This is a genomic window from Sanguibacter antarcticus (assembly GCF_002564005.1).
GTDB classification, from domain to species: Bacteria; Actinomycetota; Actinomycetes; order Actinomycetales; family Cellulomonadaceae; genus Sanguibacter; species Sanguibacter antarcticus.
The window spans coordinates 2,879,946-2,901,120 of sequence record NZ_PDJG01000001.1 but is presented as its reverse complement, the minus strand read 5'-3'; the positions used below and the strand labels follow the sequence as shown (position 1 = coordinate 2,901,120).

The window sequence follows — 21,175 nt, the reverse complement described above, 5'->3', positions numbered from 1 at the left end:
TCCCAACCGTCCGAGGTGTCTGACGTCAGTCGACGCTGCCACTAGGCTAGTCGAGAATACGTCGCCATCCCATCGACAGGAGCCCGTCGCCGTGCCCGAATCGAAGCCGTCCAAGAAGGCTGAAGAGTCTCAGACGCCGAGCGCGTCCGGCAAACCCGTCACACCGCCCAAGCCGGGCAAGTCCTCCAAGGGTGCGCGGCCTGCCAAGGTCGCCCAGCCCAAGAAGCAGACGGTCGGGAACCCCCGCTGGCTCGTCCCGACGATGCTCACGCTCTTTGTCGTCGGTGTCCTGTGGGTCGTGACGTTCTACCTGACATCAGGTGGTCTGCGCTTGCCGATCCCACCGATCGGCCAGTGGAACATCGCCGTCGGGTTCGCCTTCATCCTTGTCGGTTTTGGGCTCTCTACCCGCTGGAAGTAGCTCGACCGCAGCGCGCGAGACGGCACCTGTCAGGGACCTTCCGTCGAATCCCGCCTGTGCGCGCCTCGGTTGATACACAAGGTTATCCCCATCTGTGGATAACTACACGGATGTCATTCCCTCAGAGAGTTCCGTACCTCACGACCGCGCACACCACGAGCACGACAGCGACGAGGACGGTGCCGCCGATCCCGACGACGCGCCTGCGCGAAGGCGGGGCGAACGCATAGAGCGCCCCGAGGATCGTGCCGGTGACGACTCCGCCGAGGTGACCCTGCCACGAGATGTTCGGCACGAAGAAACCGATGGCGAAGTTCAGCCCGATGATCACGAGCACCGCTCGGGCATCACGTCCGATCCGCCGCAGGACGACGAGGATCGCTCCGAAGAGCCCGAACACCGCACCGGACGCACCGACCGTCCCGGTGTACCACGACACGGTCGTAGGGTCGGCGAGCAGGAGCACCGCGACGCTGCCGCCGAGAGCGGACAGCAGGTAGAGGGCGGCGAACCGGAGCCGGCCGAGCATCCGCTCGAGGTCCGGTCCCACGATCCACAGGGCGTACATGTTCATGAGGATGTGCAGCGGCTGGTCCGAGTGCATGAACGCCGACGTGAGGAACCGCCACGGCTCCACGTCGCCGAACGCGGGCGCAAAGGCCCACCTGCTCGTCCAGTCTGACCACCCGACGACGAGCTGGAGCACATAGCTCACGGCGCACAGCCCGATGAATGTCAGGGTGACGACGGGTCGTCCTGTCCGGACCGGCGCTCCGAGCACCGTCCGGGCCGGACGGGCTGCCGCCTTCGCCTCGCGCACGCAGTCGACGCACTGCACCCCGACAGGCGCCTGGACCACGCACTCCGGGCACGCCGGCCGCCCGCACCGCTGGCACCGCACATAGCTGATGCGGTCAGGGTGTCGAGGGCAGACCGGCGGCTGGCTCGCAGGGACGGACATCGAGGGAGAGTCAGTCCTCGATCGTGACAGAGGTGATCGTGATGTCCTCGACCGGACGGTCTCCAGGACGGGTCGCGGCTGCGGCGACCGCATCGACGACGGCACGGCCCGCATCGTCGGCAACCTCACCGAAGATGGTGTGCTTGCCGTTGAGCCACGGCGTGGCCGCGACGGAGATGAAGAACTGCGAACCGTTCGTGCCTTCCGGCTCACCGGTGATCGAGTTGCGACGCGTGCCAGCGTTGGCCATCGCGAGGATGTAGGGCTTGGAGAAGGTCAGCTCGGGGTGGATCTCGTCGTTGAACTTGTATCCCGGGTCACCGGTCCCGGTTCCGAGCGGGCAGCCGCCCTGGATCATGAATCCGGGGATCACGCGGTGGAAGATGAGGCCGTCGTAGAACGGCTCGGAGCGCTCGGCGCCCGTCTTCGGGTCCGTCCAGGGCTTCGTACCCGATGCGAGACCAGTGAAGTTCTCGACCGTCTTCGGAGCGTGGAAGGGAAACAGCTCGATACGGATGTCACCAGCAGTGGTGTGGAGGGTTGCGAACATGACGTCATTCTTTCACGGGTTCCTGCCCGTGACACTGCTGCCCGCACGTCGCGTTCTGCTGCGTCGAGTGTCGACAAGTGGCAGAGTGGGTTCAGGTGCATCCCCTCTACCCCCTGGGAGAACGTATGTCTGACGGAATCAAGAAGCTCGCCCGGAACGCGGGCGGGAAGATCGACAAGATCGACTCCGAGAAGATCAAGGGGCAGGCGTCCGACGCCGTCGCAGCTTTCTCGGACGGAGCGCACCACGCCGGCGACGCGGCTGCGGTCTTTGCTGGCCAGGCGCGCGAGGCTGCGGTCCAGGCGAAGGACTGGAGCACCCCGAAGGTCGAGGCCTTCGTCGAGTGGGTCACGCCCCGGTTCGAGCAAGCATGGAACGAGACGCTCAAGGCCACCGCGCCTCGCGTCGAGAAGGCCGCCGAGAAGGCCGCACCGGTGATCGACTCGGCTCACGACAAGCTGGTCGACGAGATCCTCCCGAAGTTCGTGGCAGCGCTGAACGCCGCAGCCGAGACTGCTGCTGACGCGGCTGTCGCGGGCGTCGCCGTCGCGGGGACCAAGACCTCGTCCGGAGCGACCCACCTCGCCGACTCGATCGCAGCAGCGTCGGAGCGCGGACCCTTGAAGCTTGCCGCAGCAGCCAAGGCTGCCGAGAAGCACAGCAAGAAGTCTGGCAAGGGCTGGTGGATCGTCGGGGGTGTCGCTGCCGCCGGAGGCGCCTACGTCCTGTGGAAGAAGTCCCAGCCGACGACCGACCCCTGGGCTGAGCCCTGGGAGAAGGTCGACGCGCACTCGTTCGACGAGGTCGTGGACGACGCCAAGGTCGCCGTCGGTGACGCAGCCGAGGCTGTCGGCGAGGCGGCCGGTGCTGCTGTCGCGAAGAGCCGTGAGGTCTCGGGCAAGGTCGCAGACTCCGTCGAAGAGCTGTCGGAGAAGGTGTCCGACAAGATCACGGAGGCCAAGGCGACAGCGAAGAAGGCATCGACCCGTACGCGTGCCACGGCCAAGAGCAAGGTCGACGCGGCCGCGCCAGCCGTCGACGAGGCCATCGACTCCTCTGCCGACGCTGCACGTGACGCGGCGGAGGGTGCGAAGCACAAGGTCGACGAGACGGCTGACACCACCGACTCGACGCTCGGCGACACGGACACCACCAAGTAGAAGCACACACCGATGCACCCAGCCGCGCACCGGTCATCGGCGCGCGCGACACAGAGGAGCCTGGTCCAGACGGACCAGGCTCCTCTGTGCGTCGTCACCCTGGTGCACCTGCGGATCGAGACCATCCAGGCGCTGGCAGACGGTGATGCGCCGTCCGCTCTGCGGGACTGCGGCCTCCCGCTCTCCGAGTTCGTCATGGTCGATCGTGCGCTCTGGGTGTGGCAGCTGACTGTCGCAGCCGATCTGGACGCTGCGGCGCAGGCCCGGTGGCTCGCCTGCGCCGCAGTCACCCCTGAGGGGACGGTCATCGGTCATGCTGGCTTCCATGGACCTCCACGGGAGGGCATGGCCGAGATCGGCTACTCGGTCGACCCTGCCTGGCGTCGACGAGGCTATGGGCGGGCGATCGTCGGGGCTCTCCTGGACGAGGTGCACCTCGCTCCGGACGTGCACCGGGTCCGTGCATCGATCAACACCACGAACACCGCGTCCTTTGCGACCGTGGGCGGGTTCGGCTTCGTCCAGGTCGGGGAGCGTGCCGTCGAGGGAGGCCGCGAGACGATCCTCGAGCGCACTGCGACGACTGGCGGGATACGACAGACGACGACCTGCTGATCGCAGATCGTCGTCATGTGTGGAGCCAAGGGGACTCGAACCCCTAACCCCCTGCTTGCAAAGCAGGTGCGCTACCAATTGCGCCATGGCCCCTCATCGACGGCGTGCAGTGCACGCAGTCAACGTCTGGTCCGGACCCAACCGATCACTCGAAGGTGTCGGTCACTTCTGCCCAGAGGTCACGCTCGATGTCGTCTTCCGTGCACCTGCGCCAGACGGCGTAACCGACCAGCGCGGTGATGATCACGAACAACAACTTCTTCATACGTTCCCCCTCGATGGGTTCCGGCAGTGGGCCTTGGAGGACTTGAACCTCCGACCTCTTCGTTATCAGCGAAGCGCTCTAACCGCCTGAGCTAAAGGCCCCTGCACACCAGCAGGCCCGAGGACCTGTGCTGGTGCAGCGCTTGACCTTACCTCACGGACTGTCTCCCACCCAAACTGAAAAGGTGGGGACCGTCCACGACATAAAGATCGTGCGCAGTGGCCGACTCTACTCGTCTGTGAGCGTGAGGTGAACTCCGCCGACGAGCGCCGCGACCACGTTGTACAGGAATGCGCCGATCGTCGACAGTGCTGTGAGGAGCACCACGTCCACGATGGCGATGATCGTCGCCAACGACACGAACCGCTGGAGCTCGACGTACTGGAGGATGTCCGTCTGCGTCGCGTCTTCGCCCAAGATGGTCACGACCATGTCGTTCACCTCGGTGAAGACGTGGAGTCCGTCCAGAACCAACCAGAAGACCACCGATGCGACGACGATCATGATCCCGATGCCGATCGACAGCAGGAACGCCAGCTTCATGACCGACCAGGGGTCGACACGCGACACCGCGAGCCTCACACGACGAGGACCGGCCGCCGGCTTCCTCTCCGGGGGGCGTGCACCGGTCGATGTCGCTGAGCGCGCCGAGGCGGGGCTGATGGTCGGGGGAGCGCCAGCACCGGTCGCAGGCTTGACAGCAGGTGTGCCGTCCGCTGGAGTCGACAGGTCGCGCGAGCTCCCAGGTGCCGGTCGAGGGACCGGAGGAAGACCAGGCTTCCCGGCTGGGGCCCCGGCCGGCTTGCTCGACGGCGCCCCCGCCGGCTTACCTGCTGGCATCCCGGCGGGCTTCCCTGCTGGATTCCCGGCGGGCTTCTTCGCGGGCGCGCTCGTGCTGGTGGTGGGCCGTGCGGCGGGCTGCTCCGTGGTGTCGCGGGTCATGCCTTCTCCTCGGGCTCTACGGTCTCGATGGTGGTGTCGATCTCGATCTCAGGGTCGTTCTCAGTGTCCGCACCACGCTCGGACATCTCGAGATCGTCACCAAGATTGCGCTCCACGTTACGCGCCACCGCGATGATTCGATCATTCTTGTCCGGCTTTGCGAAGGTCACACCCTGGGTGTTGCGCCTGGTCTGGTTCACTCCGCTGACCGCCGAGCGCACGATCTTTCCTCGCTCCATGATGACGAGCACCTCGTCATCCTCGTCGGTGACGAGCGCTCCGACAAGGTCACCACGGACCTCGACGAGGTTCGCGACCTTGATGCCGAGCCCACCACGGCCCTGCACGCGGTACTCGCTGATCCGTGTCCGCTTCGCGAAACCGCCCTCGGTCACGACGAACAGGTCGGCGTCGTCTCGCACGACGTCCATGGCGAGGAGCTCGTCGTCCTCGCGGAACTTCATGCCCGTCACACCGGACGTCGCCCGGCCGAGCGGCCGCATCGCTTCGTCGCTCGCTGTGAAACGGATCGACTGTCCCTTGCGCGAGACGAGGATGAGGTCGTCTGTCGCGTCGACGAGACGCGCAGAGACGAGCTCGTCGGACAGCCCCTCGTCGTCCTCGCGCAGGTTGATCGCGATGACGCCGCCGGTGCGGTTGGAATCGTACTCCGACAGGCGCGTCTTCTTCACGAGCCCGCGACGGGTCGCGAGGACGAGGTACTCCGCAGCGTCGTAGGTGCGCAGGTCGAGGACCTGGGCGATCTTCTCGCCCGGCTGGAAGGCGAGCAGGTTCGCGACGTGCTGTCCCTTGGCATCACGGCCGCCCTCGGGCAGCTCGTACGCCTTGGCACGGTAGACGCGCCCGAGGTTCGTGAAGAAGAGCAGCCATTGGTGCGTCGTCGTGACGAAGAAGTGGTCGACGATGTCGTCCTCGCGCAGCTGAGCGCCACGCACGCCCTTGCCGCCACGCTTCTGTGCGCGGTAGCTGTCGCTGCGTGTGCGCTTGACGTATCCGCCGCGCGTGATCGTGACGACGACCTCTTCCTCGGCGATGAGGTCTTCCATCGAGACCTCGCCGTCGAAGGGCACGATCGTCGTGCGGCGCTCGTCACCGTACTTCGCGACGATCTCGTCGAGCTCCTCAGCAACGATCGTGCGCTGGCGGTCGGGCTTGGCGAGGATGTCCTGGTACTCGAGGATCTCGCGCTCGAGCTTGTCGTGCTCCTCGATGATCTCCTGGCGTTGGAGGGCCGCGAGCCGCCGCAGCTGCATGTTGAGGATCGCTGTCGCCTGCACCTCGTCGATCGCGAGGAGCTCCATGAGTCCGCTGCGAGCACGGTCGGCGTCGGGGGACCGACGGATGAGAGCGATGACCTCGTCGAGCGCGTCGAGCGCCTTGAGGTAGCCGCGGAAGATGTGGATCCTCGACTCGGCCTCGCGCAGCAGGTACGCGGTGCGCCGGACGATCACCTCGAGCTGGTGGACGGTCCAGTGCCGGACGAACGCGTCGATGCTCAGCGTGCGCGGCACCCCGTCGACGAGCGCGAGCATGTTCGCACTGAAGTTGTCCTGCAGCTGCGTGTGCTTGTAGAGGTTGTTGAGAACCACCTTCGCGACGGCGTCGCGCTTGAGCACGACGACGAGGCGCTGACCTGTCCGTCCCGAGGTCTCGTCGCGGATGTCCGCGATGCCTTGCATGCGACCCTCTTTGACGAGGTCAGCGATCTTCAGCGCGAGGCTGTCCGGGTTCACCTGGTACGGAAGCTCGGTGATGACGAGGCAGATCCGGTTCTGGATCTCTTCGACGTTGACCACCGCACGCTGGGCGATCGAGCCGCGCCCCGTCCGGTACGCGTCCTCGATGCCACGCCGTCCGAGGATCGTCGCGCCGGTCGGGAAGTCCGGTCCCTTGATCCGCGCGATGAGCGCCTCGAGGAGCTCCTCACGGGTCGCGTCGGGGTTGTCGAGGTACCACCGCACGCCGTCGGCGACCTCACGCAGGTTGTGCGGCGGGATGTTCGTCGCCATACCGACCGCGATGCCCGACGAGCCGTTGACCAGCAGGTTCGGGAACCGTGACGGAAGAACGGCCGGCTCCTGCGTGCGACCGTCGTAGTTGTCCTGGAAGTCGACGGTGTCCTTGTCGATGTCCCGGACCATCTCCATGGCGATGGGCGCCATGCGGGTCTCCGTGTATCGCGGTGCCGCGGCCGGGTCGTTTCCGGGGGAGCCGAAGTTGCCCTGGCCTGCAGCGAGCGGGTACCGCATCGACCAGTCTTGGACGAGCCTCACGAGCGCGTCGTAGATCGCGGTGTCACCATGCGGGTGGTACTTGCCCATGACGTCGCCGACGACGCGGCTGCACTTCGAGAACGCGCGGTCGGGCCGGTAGCCGCCGTCGTACATCGCGTACATGACGCGGCGGTGCACGGGCTTGAGCCCGTCGCGAACGTCTGGCAGGGCTCGCCCGACGATGACGCTCATCGCATAGTCGAGGTATGAGCGCTGCATCTCGAGCTGGAGGTCGACGCGCTCGATGTTGCCGTGCGCGATCGCCGTGCCGGTCCAGGCCGGCTGCTCAGGTGCGTTCTCTTCGGGTGTCAGGTCGTCAGTCAAGTTCTTCCTCGTTCGTTTCCGGCGCGTTCGCCATGATGGTCCCTGGTGCTGGGGCGGGGGAGCGGTCTCGCTCCGCCGACCGTCAGATGTCCAGGAACCTCACGTCCTTGGCGTTGCGTTGGATGAAGTTGCGTCGTGACTCCACGTCTTCGCCCATGAGGATGGAGAAGGTCTCGTCCGCCGCCGCAGCGTCGTCGAGGGTGACCTGGAGGAGGGTGCGGTTCTCAGGGTCCATGGTCGTGTCCCAGAGCTCTGAGTAGTCCATCTCACCCAGTCCCTTGTACCGCTGGATCCCGTTGTCCTTGGGGATCCGCTTGCCGGCAGCCTGGCCGGCGACGATCATCTCGTCGCGCTGGCGGTCGGAGTAGACGTAGTCGTGGTCCGCGTTCGACCACTTGATGCGGTAGAGCGGCGGCTGAGCGAGGTAGACCATCCCGTGCTCGATGAGCGGTCGCATGTACCGGAACAGGAGGGTCAGGAGAAGCGTGCAGATGTGCTGGCCGTCGACGTCGGCATCCGCCATGAGGACGATCTTGTGGTAGCGGAGCTTCGCGATGTCGAACTCCTCGCCGATGCCCGTCCCGAACGCCGTGATGAGGGCCTGCACCTCTTGGTTGCCCAGAGCCCGGTCGAGCCGCGCCCGCTCGACGTTGAGGATCTTTCCGCGGATCGGCAAGATCGCCTGCGTCCGAGGATTGCGACCACGGACGGCCGAGCCGCCTGCCGAGTCGCCCTCGACGATGTAGACCTCGCACTCCTGCGGCTTGTTGGACTGGCAGTCTCGAAGCTTTCCAGGCATGCCGCCCGACTCCAGGAGTCCCTTGCGACGCGTGGCCTCTCGAGCCTTGCGAGCCGCCATGCGCGCCTGCGATGCCTGGATCGCCTTGCGGATGATGTCCTTCGCCTCGATCGGGTGGGAGTCGAGCCAGTCGCCCAGCCGCTCGTTGACGACCGACTGCACAAAGGTCTTTGCCTCTGTGTTGCCGAGCTTCGTCTTCGTCTGGCCCTCGAACTGGGGCTCGCCGAGCTTGATCGAGATGACCGCGGTGAGTCCCTCACGGATGTCGTCGCCCGTGAGGTTCTCGTCCTTCTCTTTGATGATGCCCTTCGTGCGGGCATACCTGTTGATGAGCCCGGTCATCGCCGCGCGGAAGCCCTCTTCGTGCGTTCCGCCCTCCGTCGTGGAGATCGTGTTGGCGTACGTGTGGACCGACTCGGAGTATGCGTTGGTCCACTGCATGGCGATCTCGAGGGAGATGCGTCGGTCCAGGTCTTCGGACTCGAAAGCGATGATCTCGGGGTGGACCACCTCGACCTTCTTCGCCGAGTTCAGGTGAGCGACGTAGTCGAGCAGGCCGTTGTCGTACTTGTACGTGACCGCGCGGAACTCGGCCGGGACGGCGCCGTCTCCCGTGACCTCGTCGTCGGTGTCGCTGTGCTCAGGACGCTCGTCGGTGAGCGAGATCTGGAGGCCCTTGTTGAGGAAGGCCATCTGCTGGAAACGTGCACGGAGCGTCTCGAAGTCGTATTCCGTCGTCTCGAACGTCACCGGGCTCGCCCAGAAGGTCACCGTGGTGCCGGTCTCTGACGTCTCGGCGCCCTGTGCGAGGGGAGCCTGGGGCACGCCGTCGGCGTACTCCTGCGACCAGATGCTGCCCTGACGTCGCACCTGGATGTCGAGGCGGTGCGAGAGCGCATTGACGACGGACACGCCGACGCCGTGGAGACCACCGGAGACCGCGTAGCCGCTGCCACCGAACTTTCCGCCTGCGTGGAGGACCGTGAGGACGACCTCGACCGCCGGCTTGCCCTCGCTCTTGACGATGTCGACAGGGATGCCTCGACCGTTGTCGACGACACGGACGCCGCCGTCCTGGAGGAGCGTGACCTCGATGTGGTCGCAGTGCCCCGCGAGGGCTTCGTCCACAGAGTTATCCACAACCTCGTACACGAGGTGATGAAGACCGCGTGCGCCGGTCGACCCGATGTACATTCCGGGGCGCTTGCGAACTGCTTCGAGACCTTCGAGGACTGTGATGTCGCTGGCGTCGTAACTTCCGTCATTCGTGTCGCCGATGTGTGCGATCGACTCGGGAATGGCGTCGTTGTTGAGTTCTGCCACGGCGGGTGGTGCTCCTAGTCCTCCTGCAGCTCACCGCACTCAGCACAGGGGACGATGAATCGGGGCCTGGGCGGCAGCGGGTGGGCTGCTCATTTCCCGACCGCGAAGAGCGCCCGGAATGACTGCTCAAGTCTACCGGAAAGTAGCGGAAACTCGGGGATTCACACGAGATTTCCACAGGTTCACGCACAGGTTTGCGGCACATTCTCTCGCCTTCCGTCCAGATCGGTCGGAACAGACCTCCGAGCCGCTCCCGGCGCCCCCTCTCGAGTCACCCATAGGTGTCTCGCGCACCTCGTCCGCGCACCGAGCGCGGGCCCCTGCCAAATCCCGGGCCGACCGGACCGAGGACGGTGATCGTCTGGACGACGTCCTTCCCGACCTCCTTCTCCATGAGCTCCAGCAACCGTGGGATGAGGAGCCGGATCTGCGTCGCCCAGGCGGTGGAGTCGGCACGGACGACGAGCGCGTCGTCCTCGAACGTCTCCGGCGTGCAGTGGTCCGCCACGTCGTTGCCGACGACCTCACGCCAGCGGCCGATCACCCCACCCACGGAGACCTCCTGAACCCAGCCGCGCTGCTGGAGCAGGGCCGCGAGCGTCTCGGCGAAGAGCTTCGGGTCACGACCGTCCTTGCCCGGACCGCTGCGCCGAGGCTCTGCGAGGATCCGTCGGCTCTGTGCACCTGGGTACAGCCCCTTGGCCCGGGCGGCCGCGCGGGCACGGTTGAGCGCCTGGCGTGCCACGTCGCCGGGGGGCGTCAGGCTGATCAGCTCGCTGACGGGAACCCCTTCGGTAGCTCGGGGGAGATCGTCAGGGGTCCGCTCTTCGTCTGCCGCCGACGGCATCGGCACAGCTGGCGAGGTCGTGGTGCGGGCGGGGTCTTCCGGCCGACCGCCCCCGGTCGGTACGGACCGACGACGGTCAGTCGGCACGGGTGACACGACCGTCAGAGACGTCCAGCCGCGCGCCGACCAGCTGTTCGGGGATGTCCTCGGGGACGGCGGCAGTGATGAGCACCTGTCCGGCACCGGCGACAAGATCCGCGAGCCGTGCCCGACGCCGGTTGTCGAGCTCGGCGAAGACGTCGTCGAGGATGAGGACCGGCTCGGTGTCCGGGCCAGACTCGGCGAACCAGAAGGCGTCATCCTGACTGGCCCCGTCAGGGACGTCCGGCCCGTCGGTGAGGAGCCGATACGACGCCAGCCTCAGTGCGAGGGCGAACGACCACGACTCGCCGTGGCTCGCGTAGCCCTTCGCAGGCAAGCCACCGAGAGTGAGGACGAGGTCGTCGCGGTGGGGACCGACGAGGCACACACCACGCTCGATCTCCTTCGCCCTGAGCCGCCCCATGGCATCGATCATCCGCGCCTCGACACGCTCGTGCGACTCAGCAAGGCTCGTTCCGCCAGCGGTGGCTGCCGTCTCCAACGGGTCTCTCTGGCTTCCGTCCTGCTGGCTTCCATCCTGCTGGGACTCGGTCGCTTCGAGCGAGGACTTGTACCCGATCTCTGCATGGCCCTGCCCGGAGCTCACCTGCTCGTACGCGGTGCTGGCGTGCGGACGGAGCGCCTCGACGAGGCTCTGCCGCAAGACGATGATCCGCGCACCGATGTGCGCGAGCTTTGCGTCCCACACGTCGAGGGTGCGCAGGTCGGGCGCCGACGCCGACCGTCGTGCGGCTCCAGCCGACTTCAGCAGTGCGCTGCGTTGGCGCAGGACCCGGTCGTAGTCGGCCAGCGTGCCGGCCATCCGGGGCACGAGAAGCACCGTGAGCTCGTCGAGGTAGCGACGTCGAGCATCGGGGTCCCCCTTGACGAGCACGAGGTCTTCGGGCGCGAAGAGCACCGTCCGTGCGATCCCGAGGATGTCTCGCGGACGCTGGACCGGGGACTTGTTCAGACGTGCTCGGTTCGCCTTGCCCGGCGTGATCTCGATCTCGACGACGCTCGCGCGATCGCCGCGCACGATGCGCGAACGCACCACGGCTCGCGTGGCACCCGCCCGGACCAGCGCCGCGTCCGAGGACACACGGTGGCTGCCGAGCGTCGCGACGTACCCGATCGCCTCCACGAGGTTCGTCTTGCCCTGCCCGTTCGGACCGACGAGCGCATTGACGCCGGGGCTGAGCTCGACATCCACCTGGTCGTACGAGCGGAAGTCGAGCAACGAGAGGTGGGAGACGAACATGAGACCTACAGATCTACCCGGACGGGTCGTGTTTCACGTGGAACATCGCGCGTGCACCGCGTGGTGCCCCTCCTGCGACGAGAGCCTCAGGCTCCTGGGGAGGACGGACGAACGTCGTGACCACCGAACTGGTGGCGGAGAGCGGCGACTGCCTTCATGGCAGGCGACGCGCCCTGACGGGAAGAGAACCGTGCAAAGAGAGCGGCGGAGATGACAGGGAGTGGTATCGCGGCGTCGATCGCCTCGTCGACGGTCCACCGGCCCTCACCCGAGTCCTCGACCCAGTCGCTGATATCGGCAAGCTCGGGATCTTCCTCGAGCGCCTTGACGAGCAGCTCGAGCAGCCACGACCGGACGACAGTGCCCCGTGACCAGGCCTTGAGCGTGCCCGGGACGTCCGTGACGATGTCCTTGGCGTCGAGCAGCTCGTAGCCCTCTGCGTATGCCTGCATGAGGCCGTACTCGATGCCGTTGTGCACCATCTTCGTGTAGTGCCCTGCGCCGGCTGCCCCAGCGTGGACGAACCCCTCGTCCCGCGGTCCTTCGGGTCGCAGCGCGTCGAAGATCGGCAGCGCACGCTCGACGGTCGCGGCGTCTCCGCCCACCATGAGGCCGTACCCGTTCTCGAGACCCCACACGCCACCTGAGACGCCGACGTCGAGGTAGCCGATGCTGTGCTCCGCGAACGTCGCTGCACGCTCTGCGTCCTCGACGTAGTGCGTGTTGCCTCCCTCGATGACGACATCGCCAGGAGCCAGCAAGGTGGCCAGCTGCGCCAGCACGTCGCGGGTGGGACCGCCCGCGGGGACCATGACCCAGACGAACCGCTGCCCTGCCGGCAGGGCAGCGACCAGGTCATCGAGCGATGCGACGTCAGAGACGTCGGGGTTCCTGTCGAAACCGACGACCTCGACGTCGTGTGCACGGAGGCGGGTGCGCATGTTCGCACCCATCTTGCCAAGACCCACCAGACCGATGCGCACGGTTGATTCCCCTCGTCGGTGTCAGTTTGCGAAACGGATGGGGACCAAGAGGTACCGGTAGTGCGAGCTGTCCTCGCCCTCCAGCGTGCTCTGGCCCGTGAACTCCACAGGCTTGTTGGGGTGCGTGAAGCTCAGACGCGTGAAGTCCGTACCGAGCGCGCCGAGCCCGTCGAGCAGGAACTGGGGGTTGAACGCCACCGAGATGTCCTCACCGACGAGCACCGCCTCGAGCGCCTCCGACGCCTGTGCGTCGTCTCCCTGACCTGCGTCGAGGACGACCTGGCCCTCGGTGAAGCTCAGACGGATCGAGGTGTTCCGCTCTGCGACGAGCGCGACACGCTTCGACGCGTTGATGAGCCCTTGCGTCGAGACGACCGCGTGGATGGGCGTCTCGTCGGGGAAGAGCCGACGCACGTGGGGGTAGTCGCCATCGATGAGGAGCGACGTCGTGTGGCGTCCGCCGGCCTCGAAACCGACGAGGTCGACACCCGCCCCGGTCGAGAGCGCGACGTTCACGCTGCCGCTCCCACCGAGCGACTTGGCGGCGTCGGACAGCGTCCGTGCTCGGACGAGCGCGACGGTCGAGAAGTCGGGTGACGCCGGCTTCCAGGTCATCTCCCGGAGCGCGAGCCGGTACCTGTCGGTCGCGAGGAGCGTGATGCGCTCACCCTCGATCTCGACACGGACGCCCGTGAGGAGCGGAAGGGTGTCGTCACGGCTGGCAGCGACGGTCACCTGGGCGACCGCGTGGGTGAGCTCGTCACCAGCCACCGTCCCGGCGATGTCCGGCATGGTCGGCAACGTGGGGTAGTCCTCGACGGGCATCGTCAGCAGCGTGAAACGGCTCGCGCCGCACACCACCGTGACCTTGCTGCCCTCGACGCTGAAGTCGACGGGCTTTCCGGGGAGCGATCGTGAGATCTCTGCGAGCAGGCGTCCGGAGACGAGGACGGTTCCAGGCTCCGTCACCTCGGCAGGAATCTCTGACCTGGCAGAGACCTCGTAGTCGAAGCTCGAGAGGCCGAGCACACCGTCAGCGCTCGCCTCGATCTTCACTCCGGCCAAGACGGGGGCTGGTGGACGCGTCGGGAGAGTCCGAGCGGTCCAGGTCACAGCTTCCGCAAGAACGTCACGCTCAACCCGGAACTTCATCCCACACCCCTTCTTGGTCTGCCTGCGGCAGAGTCCCACGTCGGTCCGCACTCTTGCTCGAGATCACCGTAGGCGGTGCGAGCCGATCTGTGTGCTGCACGACCAGAGATCGTCGATCGATCATCGGTCAAGGGCTCCTCGGGGCAGCGACACGGTGCAGCGTGGTTGAACACTACGCGAGTGCAGGGTCACCGGCGACCTTCCGTGCTGGTCTTGTCGCCCTGTCCCGAGGGCGGCCCGAAAAGTTCCTCGGAACCCTGATGAAGGCGTGTGGATTTCTCCTGGATAGATCTGTAGTCGTAGTAGTAGCACTTGTGGATACTGTGGAGAACCGCTGTCTGCGCAGGTGAGAGGCACTTTCTGCCTGTGTGTGGACGGTGGGGTTACCTGTGGATGAACTAGGCGCTGTGTGGACAACCGTTTTTGGTCCCCAGCCCGTCCACAGATTCGACTTCTGTGTGCACAGGTTTTGGGGCCTTCGTCCACCGCTGTCCACAGGTCTGTCCACACGTGTGAATATTTGGCCCACAGTCGTCTCTCGGACACCTCCAGGTCACCTGCGCGCTACCGGAGATCAGCCCCTGTGCTGCTGTTTGATGCGGCTCGTCAGCTCCGTCACCTGGTTGAAGGTCGATCGGCGCTCCGCCATCTGGCTGGTGATCTTCCTGTTCGCGTGCATGACGGTCGTGTGGTCCCGTCCTCCGAACTGCTGGCCGATCTTCGGCAGAGAGAGGTCGGTGAGCTCTCGGCAGAGGTACATCGCGATCTGGCGCGCGGTGACGAGAACCCGGGACCGAGAGCTGCCGCACAGGTCGTCGATCGTCAGACCGAAGTAGGCGGACGTCTGGGCGATCACGCTCCCGGCGGTGATCTGCGAGGCGTCGTCGTCCGTGATGAGGTCCTTGAGGACGATCTCTGCCAGGGCCAGGTCGACCTGCTGCCGGTTGAGGTTCGCGAAGGCCGTCACGCGGATGAGAGCTCCCTCGAGCTCTCGGATGTTCGACGAAATCTTCGAGGCGATGTAGGACAGGACGTCGTCCGGTGCTGCGAGGCGCTCACCGCCGGCCTTCTTGCGCAGGATCGCGATGCGGGTCTCGAGGTCCGGAGGCTGGACGTCGGTGATGAGGCCCCACTCGAAGCGTGAGCGGAGGCGGTCCTCGAAGCCGTTGAGCTGCTTGGGCGGGAGGTCGGAGGTGATGACGACCTGCTTGTTGGAGTTGTGGAGCGTGTTGAAGGTGTGGAAGAACTCCTCCATCGTCTGTTCCTTGCCCTGCAGGAACTGGATGTCGTCGATGAGGAGGAAGTCGACCTCGCGGTACCGACGCTGGAAGCCGCCAGCCTTGTCGTCACGGATCGAGTTGATGAAGTCGTTGGTGAACTCTTCCGAGTTGACGTACTTCACGCGGACGCCCGGGTAGAGGTTGTACGCGTAGTGGCCGATGGCGTGGAGGAGGTGCGTCTTGCCGAGCCCCGAGTCCCCGTAGATGAAGAGAGGGTTGTACGCCTTGGCGGGCGCCTCGGCGACGGCTACCGCCGCTGCGTGCGCGAACCTGTTCGACGACCCGATGACGAAGGTCTCGAAGAGGTACTTGGGATTGAGGTGTGCCGGCTCGACCTCGCTCTTCGACGAGGCGCGCGACGAGCTGGTGCTGAAGGAGGCCCGCCGTCGAGACATGTCGGTGTGCTCTGGCGACTCGATGCGCGCGGTGAAGTCGACCGGTTCCGGTGGCGGCTGGGTGACGACCGCCGAGATCGCAGACTCTTGGTCGAAGCCGAGCTCCGGGTCGACGGTGATCGCGAAGCGGGCGTCGCGGCCGAGAGCGTTCGAGAGCGCTTGGACCACCTCGGTCCGGACCCGGGTCTCGAGGTAGTCGCGGGTGTGGTCGTTCGCGACGGCGATGATGACGGTTCCGTCGAAGAGGCCGAGCGGTTTGGCGAGCTTGACGAACGCCAGCTGCCTCGGCGTGATGTCCGGGCTCGCCTCGAGCTCCGCGATGGCCTGCTTCCAGATCGCGCCGATGTTGTCGTCTTGGTGTGCCACGTGGACTTCCTGTGGGTGAACTTGCTCGGACGGTAGGACGCGAGAAGGGCTCTGGTCGACGCCTGTGAAGGGTCCCCCGACAGCCTTCGACCGGTTGTGAAGTCTCCCACGCGGGTCGGTCATCCACATAGTTTTCCACAGCCTGTGGGTCCAGCGTGTGGACGGTGGGAACAGCGTGAGATCTGCGGTGCGGGCAGCGTACGAGGGTGCGCGGCTCCTCGTGGACCCCTCCTTCAGAGGTCCGGTAGGCTCGCTGTCTGGGGGCACTTGTCCACAGCATGGGGACGACTATGGGGACAAGACTTACGAGCCATCAGGGGCGGCCTCGTCGTCAGTTTGACCAGCAGGCCCTCTGCAACGTACCGTTTTACAGCCATTCCCCTCGCTTCTGCATGCCTTCTGTGCCCCGATCAGGGATGGCGACACGCGCGTCCATCGTGGACGCGCTTCCTCAACGTTTTTGGAGCACCTCGTGACTAAGCGGACCTTCCAGCCGAACAACCGGCGTCGTGCGAAGACCCACGGTTTCCGACTGCGGATGCGCACCCGTGCCGGTCGCGCGATCCTCGCAGCTCGCCGCCGTAAGGGTCGTACCGAGCTCTCTGCCTGAGCTCGGTGCTTCCAGCGGCGCATCGCATGCGCCGCCCCGACGACTTCGAACGGGCGGTGCGCAGGGGCGTGCGCACAGGAAAATCGACCATGGTCTTTCATCTCGTAGAGTCACCAGACGACGTGAAAGTGCCACTGGTCGGTTTTGTTGTATCCAAAGCGGTTGGCAACGCTGTAGTGCGGAACAAGGTCAAGCGTCGGATGAGAGCCATCGTCGCGAACCACCTTGCGGAGGTTCCGGTGCAGGCACGCGTCGTCGTGAGATCTCTTCCCGACGCTGCGAAGGCCGACTTCTCCCAGCTCGAGGCGGACTACCTGTCGTGTCTTCGCCGCGGTCTCCGACGTCGCGACGATCGCCTGGCTGCAGGATGAGCACCGAGTCGTCCCATGAGGACGTCCCGGTGCCGACCGCAGGCCGCGGCCCTGGCGTGCGAGCGCTCGTCGCAGCGGCCCGCGTGTATCAACGGTTCGTGTCTCCCTTGTCAGGGCCTCGCTGCCGGTTCTACCCGTCCTGCTCCAGCTACGCGATCACGGCTGTCGAGAAGCACGGTGCGCTCAAGGGAACGTGGTTGGCTGCTCATCGGTTGATCAGGTGCAACCCGTGGAATCCCGGGGGAGTCGACGACGTCCCCGAACCGACCCCACGACCGAGCTCGACCCACTAGACCCCGCCGTCGGAGAACTCCTCCGATGGTTCACAGCAAGAAGCTTGTGCGCGAGGAGCCGTAGCAATGGATCTCATGAATATCCTCTACCCCATCGAGTGGGTGGTCGCGTGGATCATGTTCCTCTGCCACAAGGCGCTGACGCTCGTCGGCCTGTCCGAGGGCTCTGGAGCCGCGTGGATCCTCTCCATCGTCGGGCTCGTGATCGTCATCCGTACCGTGATGATCCCGCTGTTCTTCAAGCAGATCCACGCTTCGCGCGGGATGCAGATGATCCAGCCCGAGCTTCAGGCGATTCAGAAGAAGTACAAGAACAAGAAGGACCCGGCCTCTCGCGAGGCGATGAGCCGCGAGACGATGGACCTGTACAAGAAGCACGGGACCAACCCGTTCTCGTCCTGCCTCCCCGTCCTGCTCCAGGCCCCGGTCTTCTTCGCGCTCTTCCGGGTGCTCAACGGTCTGCGTGGCATCAGCGAAGGTACCCAGGACGCCATCGGGCCCATCGACCAGGCGATCGCCCAAGCGGCTGAGAACTCGACCCTCTTCGGTGCGCCGCTCTCGTCGACGTTCCTGCACGAGCCGACGGACCTCAACACCAAGGTCGTCGCGGGGGTGCTCATCGTCGCCATGGCTGCGACGCAGTTCCTCACGCAGCGCCAGCTGACGATGAAGAACATGCCTCAGGCGGCCCTCGAGGGCCCGATGATGCAGACGCAGAAGATCATGCTCTACATGCTCCCCGTGATCATGGGAGTCTCCGGCGTGAACTTCCCCGTCGGTGTCCTCATCTACTGGACGACCACGAACCTCTGGTCCATGGGCCAGCAGTTCTACACGATCCGCAAGATGCCCGCACCTGGCTCCGAGGCCGAGCGACTGCTCAACGAGCGCAAGGCACGCAAGGCCGCACGCAAGGGCATCGTCATAGAAGAGACCACGCCCACGGTCATCGAGGCACCTCGCGGACAGCGTCAGCAGCCCAAGCGCAAGGACCGCCAGAAGGGCCGGCCGGCAGGGTCCGGCACGAGCGCCACCGCTCAGGGATCAGGCTCGGCGGCGAAGGCACCGTCCGGCGCACAGTCCGCAGACCAGCCCACGAAGGCCCGAGACCCGAAGGCTCCCGGCGGCAGCAACACGCCTGGTGGGGCCACAGGGAAGGGTTCCGGCACGCCGGGAGTCGTTACTCCAGGCAAGTCGAAGAGCAAGCGCAACAAGCGCTGAGGACTTCCCCGGAGCCCGGGGCCGAGCTGTACATCGTGAAGGAGACAGACGTGACTGCATCGACGGACTCACCGGCTACGGAGCCTGAGGGACGCACCAAGACATCGTTGCTCGAAGAAGAGGGCGAAGTCGCTGCTGACTACCTCGAAGAGCTGCTGGACATCGCTGACCTCGACGGAGACATCGACATCGACGTCGACCACGGACGCGCGGCTCTCGAGGTCGTCGCAGACGACCAGGAGTCGCTCCGTCACCTCGTCGGACGCAACGGGGAAGTTCTCGAGGCACTCCAAGAGCTGACGCGGCTCGCCGTCCAGACGCGCACGGGGGAGCGGAGCCGGCTGATGCTCGATGTCGCTGGATATCGAGCGGGACGTCGGGTCGAGCTCACGGCTCTCGCGACGACGATCATCGAGAAGGTCAAGAGCTCGGGGGAGAAGGTCGCGCTCGAGCCTCTCAACGCCTTCGAGCGCAAGGTGGTGCACGACGTCGTGACGGACGCGGGGCTCGTGAGCGAGTCCTTCGGCGTCGATCCGCAGCGGTACATCCAGGTCAGCCCGGCCGAATAGCACAGCGGTCGCGACGGCTCGACGAGCACGTCGCGATCATCGACAGAGGAGAACAGTGGACGAGCAGCTGTCGCACGACGCACTGAGCGAGTACTTCGCCGATGCTTTCCCGGCACTCTCGACGTTCGTCGGCGAGCTCGAGTCGCAAGGCGAGACTCGGGGGCTGATCGGCCCACGCGAGGCTGGGAAGATCTGGTCGCGGCACATCCTCAACTCCGCAGCGCTCGTGCCTTTCTTGCCGAGCACGGGCTCGATCGTCGACATCGGGTCCGGCGCGGGCCTTCCCGGCCTGGTGATCGCAGCGATGCTTCCAGGCACAGCGGTCACTCTCGTCGAGCCGATGGAGCGCCGGTGTACCTGGCTCACCGAGATGACCGATCTCCTCAAGCTCGAGAACGTCGAGGTCAAACGAGGCCGCGCCGAAGAGTTCCACGGAGCGTTCGAGTCGGATGTCGTCACCTCGCGCGCTGTCGCTCCGCTGGACAAGCTTGCTCGATGGTCGCTCCCGTTCCTCGGCCCCGGCGGCCAGCTCGTCATTCTCAAGGGACGTGGGGTGGTCGACGAGATCGGACCTGCGCGCAAGGTCTTCAAGAAGTTCAAGATGTCTGAGCCGGAGATCCTCGAAGCCCGCACCATCGAGGGTGCCGAACCGACGACCGTGCTGCGCAGCGTTCGCCACGGCGGCTGATCTGCCGCCCTGTTTCACGTGAAACAGGACCTGTGCGTTCTGGGGACCGTCGTTCTCGATCGCCGATCGTCGAGGATGATCGGGTGAGACGACTGCGCGTGGCAGACGTTGCCGCGGGCACGAGCCACGTAGTGTTGTCACGGCGTCGGGGCCGCCGGGACCTGCGAGCACATCGGGACGACTTCCGTGGAGACTAGAGCACGACAGTCTGACGAGAGCGTGTGATTCTTCAGGCCCCGACGATACCGTCGCGCGACACACCAGACGTGTGTGCAGGTGATCGAGAGGAAGCAGTGTGGAGGAGACGCGCGTGCCCACGACGTCCGCAGCAGGCATGAGCCCGCAGTACCCACGCAAGCCGACGTCCTCGTCGGCCGTGGATGTTCCACGTGAAACATGGGTTCGTGACACCCACACTCGCGAGATCCTCGAAAGCCTTCCGTCAGGTGACGAGACGACGCCTCTGGCTGCTCAGCTCGCTGAAGACACACGCCGCCGCGTGTCGCTGCAGAACCACAGCTTTGCGCGGCCGGAGACGACACGGATCATCACGGTGGCGAACCAGAAGGGCGGGGTCGGCAAGACGACGACGACCGTCAACATGGCAGCCAGCCTGGCGCAGGGCGGGCTCAACGTCCTGGTCATCGACAACGATCCCCAAGGAAATGCTTCGACTGCGCTCGGGATCGATCACCGGGCTGGCGTGCCGTCGGTCTATGAGGTGCTCGTCGAGGGTGCACCGCTGGCGGAGGCCGTCCAACCGTGCCCGGACTTTCCGACGCTCCTGTGCGTGCCCGCGACCATCGACCTCTCCGGAGCGGAGATCGAGCTCGTCTCGCTCGTTTCACGTGAAACACGGCTGCGACGCGCCTTGGACGTCTACCTCGCCGATCGCGACGCCGCGGGTGAACCTCGGATCGACTACGTGCTCGTGGACTGCCCCCCGAGCCTCGGGCTGCTCACGGTCAACGCGTTCGTCACCGGGCGTGAGGTTCTGATCCCCATCCAGTGCGAGTACTACGCCCTCGAGGGACTCAGCCAGCTGCTCAAGACGATCCAGCTCATCCAGGCTCACCTCAACCCAGAGCTGCACGTGTCGACGATCCTCTTGACGATGTACGACTCCCGGACGAACCTCGCCCAGCAGGTCGCGTCCGAGGTGCGGGAGCACTTCCCCGACCAGACTCTGGTGACGTCGATCCCACGGTCTGTCCGCGTCTCTGAGGCGCCGAGCCATGGCCAGACGGTGATCTCCTACGAGCCGAGCTCCACGGGCGCCCTTGCCTACCGTGAAGCCGCACGAGAGCTCTCTGAACGCGCCGCACGCGGATGAGCCAGGGCTAGAACGACCTCGGTGCCACAATGAACGCAGCGCTCGGACCTCCCGGCGGCCTCTCTACGGGC

General features: G+C 65.8%; 21 protein-coding genes and 2 tRNA genes. 10 read left to right on the top strand and 13 right to left on the bottom strand.

What is annotated here, in order from left to right; translation table 11 throughout:
* Nucleotides 1-91: 91 nt before the first annotated feature.
* On the top strand, nucleotides 92-421 hold the full coding sequence (locus tag ATL42_RS13125; protein ID WP_098455736.1) for a cell division protein CrgA: 330 nt from the start codon (nucleotides 92-94) through the stop codon (nucleotides 419-421).
* 121 nt (nucleotides 422-542) lie between these two features.
* Here ATL42_RS13125 and ATL42_RS13120 read toward each other — a convergent pair whose 3' ends face one another.
* Nucleotides 543-1,382, bottom strand: a complete 840-nt coding sequence (locus ATL42_RS13120) for a rhomboid family intramembrane serine protease (RefSeq protein WP_098455735.1) — start codon at nucleotides 1,380-1,382, stop codon at nucleotides 543-545.
* Nucleotides 1,383-1,392: 10 nt separating this feature from the next.
* The gene (locus tag ATL42_RS13115; protein ID WP_098455734.1) at nucleotides 1,393-1,932 is read right to left on the bottom strand and encodes a peptidylprolyl isomerase; all 540 of its coding nucleotides are present in this window, start codon (nucleotides 1,930-1,932) and stop codon (nucleotides 1,393-1,395) included.
* 125 nt (nucleotides 1,933-2,057) lie between these two features.
* Between ATL42_RS13115 and ATL42_RS13110 the strand changes: the two genes are divergently transcribed.
* A complete protein-coding gene (locus ATL42_RS13110; RefSeq protein WP_098455733.1) occupies nucleotides 2,058-3,092 on the top strand; it encodes a hypothetical protein in 1,035 nt (344 codons plus the stop codon).
* Nucleotides 3,093-3,104: 12 nt separating this feature from the next.
* The gene (locus ATL42_RS13105) at nucleotides 3,105-3,707 is read left to right on the top strand and encodes a GNAT family N-acetyltransferase (protein WP_098455732.1); all 603 of its coding nucleotides are present in this window, start codon (nucleotides 3,105-3,107) and stop codon (nucleotides 3,705-3,707) included.
* A 20-nt stretch (nucleotides 3,708-3,727) separates the two neighbouring features.
* On the opposite strand, the gene ATL42_RS13100 is transcribed toward ATL42_RS13105, so the two are convergent.
* From ATL42_RS13100 to dnaA, 11 genes are all read right to left on the bottom strand, one after another.
* Nucleotides 3,728-3,800: transfer RNA gene (locus ATL42_RS13100), tRNA-Ala, on the bottom strand.
* Between the two features lie 52 nt (nucleotides 3,801-3,852).
* Nucleotides 3,853-3,972, bottom strand: coding sequence for a DLW-39 family protein (locus ATL42_RS16575; RefSeq protein WP_211281824.1), 120 nt, complete (start codon nucleotides 3,970-3,972; stop codon nucleotides 3,853-3,855).
* A 27-nt stretch (nucleotides 3,973-3,999) separates the two neighbouring features.
* Nucleotides 4,000-4,073: transfer RNA gene (locus ATL42_RS13095), tRNA-Ile, on the bottom strand.
* 127 nt (nucleotides 4,074-4,200) lie between these two features.
* Nucleotides 4,201-4,914, bottom strand: a complete 714-nt coding sequence (locus ATL42_RS13090; RefSeq protein ID WP_169925433.1) for a DUF3566 domain-containing protein — start codon at nucleotides 4,912-4,914, stop codon at nucleotides 4,201-4,203.
* Nucleotides 4,911-7,532 carry a DNA gyrase subunit A gene (gene gyrA / locus ATL42_RS13085; protein ID WP_211281823.1) on the bottom strand — a complete coding sequence of 874 codons (2,622 nt, stop codon included), beginning with the start codon at nucleotides 7,530-7,532 and terminating at the stop codon, nucleotides 4,911-4,913. The genes ATL42_RS13090 and gyrA overlap by 4 nt, the downstream gene beginning before the upstream one ends.
* Nucleotides 7,533-7,614: 82 nt before the next feature.
* Nucleotides 7,615-9,630, bottom strand: coding sequence for a DNA topoisomerase (ATP-hydrolyzing) subunit B (gene gyrB / locus ATL42_RS13080; RefSeq protein ID WP_245862787.1), 2,016 nt, complete (start codon nucleotides 9,628-9,630; stop codon nucleotides 7,615-7,617).
* A gap of 295 nt (nucleotides 9,631-9,925) precedes the next feature.
* A complete protein-coding gene (locus tag ATL42_RS13075) occupies nucleotides 9,926-10,501 on the bottom strand; it encodes a DciA family protein (protein WP_098456565.1) in 576 nt (191 codons plus the stop codon).
* A 76-nt stretch (nucleotides 10,502-10,577) separates the two neighbouring features.
* Nucleotides 10,578-11,843: a DNA replication/repair protein RecF gene (gene recF / locus ATL42_RS13070; protein WP_098455730.1), complete on the bottom strand. Its 1,266-nt coding sequence runs from the start codon at nucleotides 11,841-11,843 to the stop codon at nucleotides 10,578-10,580.
* 86 nt (nucleotides 11,844-11,929) lie between these two features.
* On the bottom strand, nucleotides 11,930-12,826 hold the full coding sequence (gnd, locus tag ATL42_RS13065) for a phosphogluconate dehydrogenase (NAD(+)-dependent, decarboxylating) (RefSeq protein ID WP_098455729.1): 897 nt from the start codon (nucleotides 12,824-12,826) through the stop codon (nucleotides 11,930-11,932).
* A 21-nt stretch (nucleotides 12,827-12,847) separates the two neighbouring features.
* Nucleotides 12,848-13,978 (bottom strand): DNA polymerase III subunit beta, encoded by a 1,131-nt coding sequence (dnaN, locus tag ATL42_RS13060; protein WP_098455728.1) that lies wholly within the window; start codon nucleotides 13,976-13,978, stop codon nucleotides 12,848-12,850.
* A 574-nt stretch (nucleotides 13,979-14,552) separates the two neighbouring features.
* On the bottom strand, nucleotides 14,553-16,019 hold the full coding sequence (dnaA, locus tag ATL42_RS13055; RefSeq protein WP_098455727.1) for a chromosomal replication initiator protein DnaA: 1,467 nt from the start codon (nucleotides 16,017-16,019) through the stop codon (nucleotides 14,553-14,555).
* Between the two features lie 472 nt (nucleotides 16,020-16,491).
* Between dnaA and rpmH the strand changes: the two genes are divergently transcribed.
* From rpmH to ATL42_RS13020, 7 genes are all read left to right on the top strand, one after another.
* Nucleotides 16,492-16,629, top strand: a complete 138-nt coding sequence (gene rpmH / locus ATL42_RS13050) for a 50S ribosomal protein L34 (RefSeq protein WP_191783193.1) — start codon at nucleotides 16,492-16,494, stop codon at nucleotides 16,627-16,629.
* 5 nt (nucleotides 16,630-16,634) lie between these two features.
* Nucleotides 16,635-17,000, top strand: a complete 366-nt coding sequence (gene rnpA, locus ATL42_RS13045) for a ribonuclease P protein component (protein WP_098455725.1) — start codon at nucleotides 16,635-16,637, stop codon at nucleotides 16,998-17,000.
* Nucleotides 16,997-17,293 carry a membrane protein insertion efficiency factor YidD gene (gene yidD / locus ATL42_RS13040; RefSeq protein ID WP_098455724.1) on the top strand — a complete coding sequence of 99 codons (297 nt, stop codon included), beginning with the start codon at nucleotides 16,997-16,999 and terminating at the stop codon, nucleotides 17,291-17,293. The genes rnpA and yidD overlap by 4 nt, the downstream gene beginning before the upstream one ends.
* Nucleotides 17,294-17,359: 66 nt before the next feature.
* Nucleotides 17,360-18,514, top strand: coding sequence for a membrane protein insertase YidC (gene yidC / locus ATL42_RS13035; protein ID WP_098455723.1), 1,155 nt, complete (start codon nucleotides 17,360-17,362; stop codon nucleotides 18,512-18,514).
* A 50-nt stretch (nucleotides 18,515-18,564) separates the two neighbouring features.
* Nucleotides 18,565-19,083 carry a Jag family protein gene (locus ATL42_RS13030; RefSeq protein ID WP_098456564.1) on the top strand — a complete coding sequence of 173 codons (519 nt, stop codon included), beginning with the start codon at nucleotides 18,565-18,567 and terminating at the stop codon, nucleotides 19,081-19,083.
* A gap of 55 nt (nucleotides 19,084-19,138) precedes the next feature.
* Nucleotides 19,139-19,771 carry a 16S rRNA (guanine(527)-N(7))-methyltransferase RsmG gene (gene rsmG, locus ATL42_RS13025; protein WP_098455722.1) on the top strand — a complete coding sequence of 211 codons (633 nt, stop codon included), beginning with the start codon at nucleotides 19,139-19,141 and terminating at the stop codon, nucleotides 19,769-19,771.
* Nucleotides 19,772-20,081: 310 nt separating this feature from the next.
* On the top strand, nucleotides 20,082-21,104 hold the full coding sequence (locus tag ATL42_RS13020) for a ParA family protein (RefSeq protein ID WP_245862543.1): 1,023 nt from the start codon (nucleotides 20,082-20,084) through the stop codon (nucleotides 21,102-21,104).
* Nucleotides 21,105-21,175 lie beyond the last annotated feature (71 nt).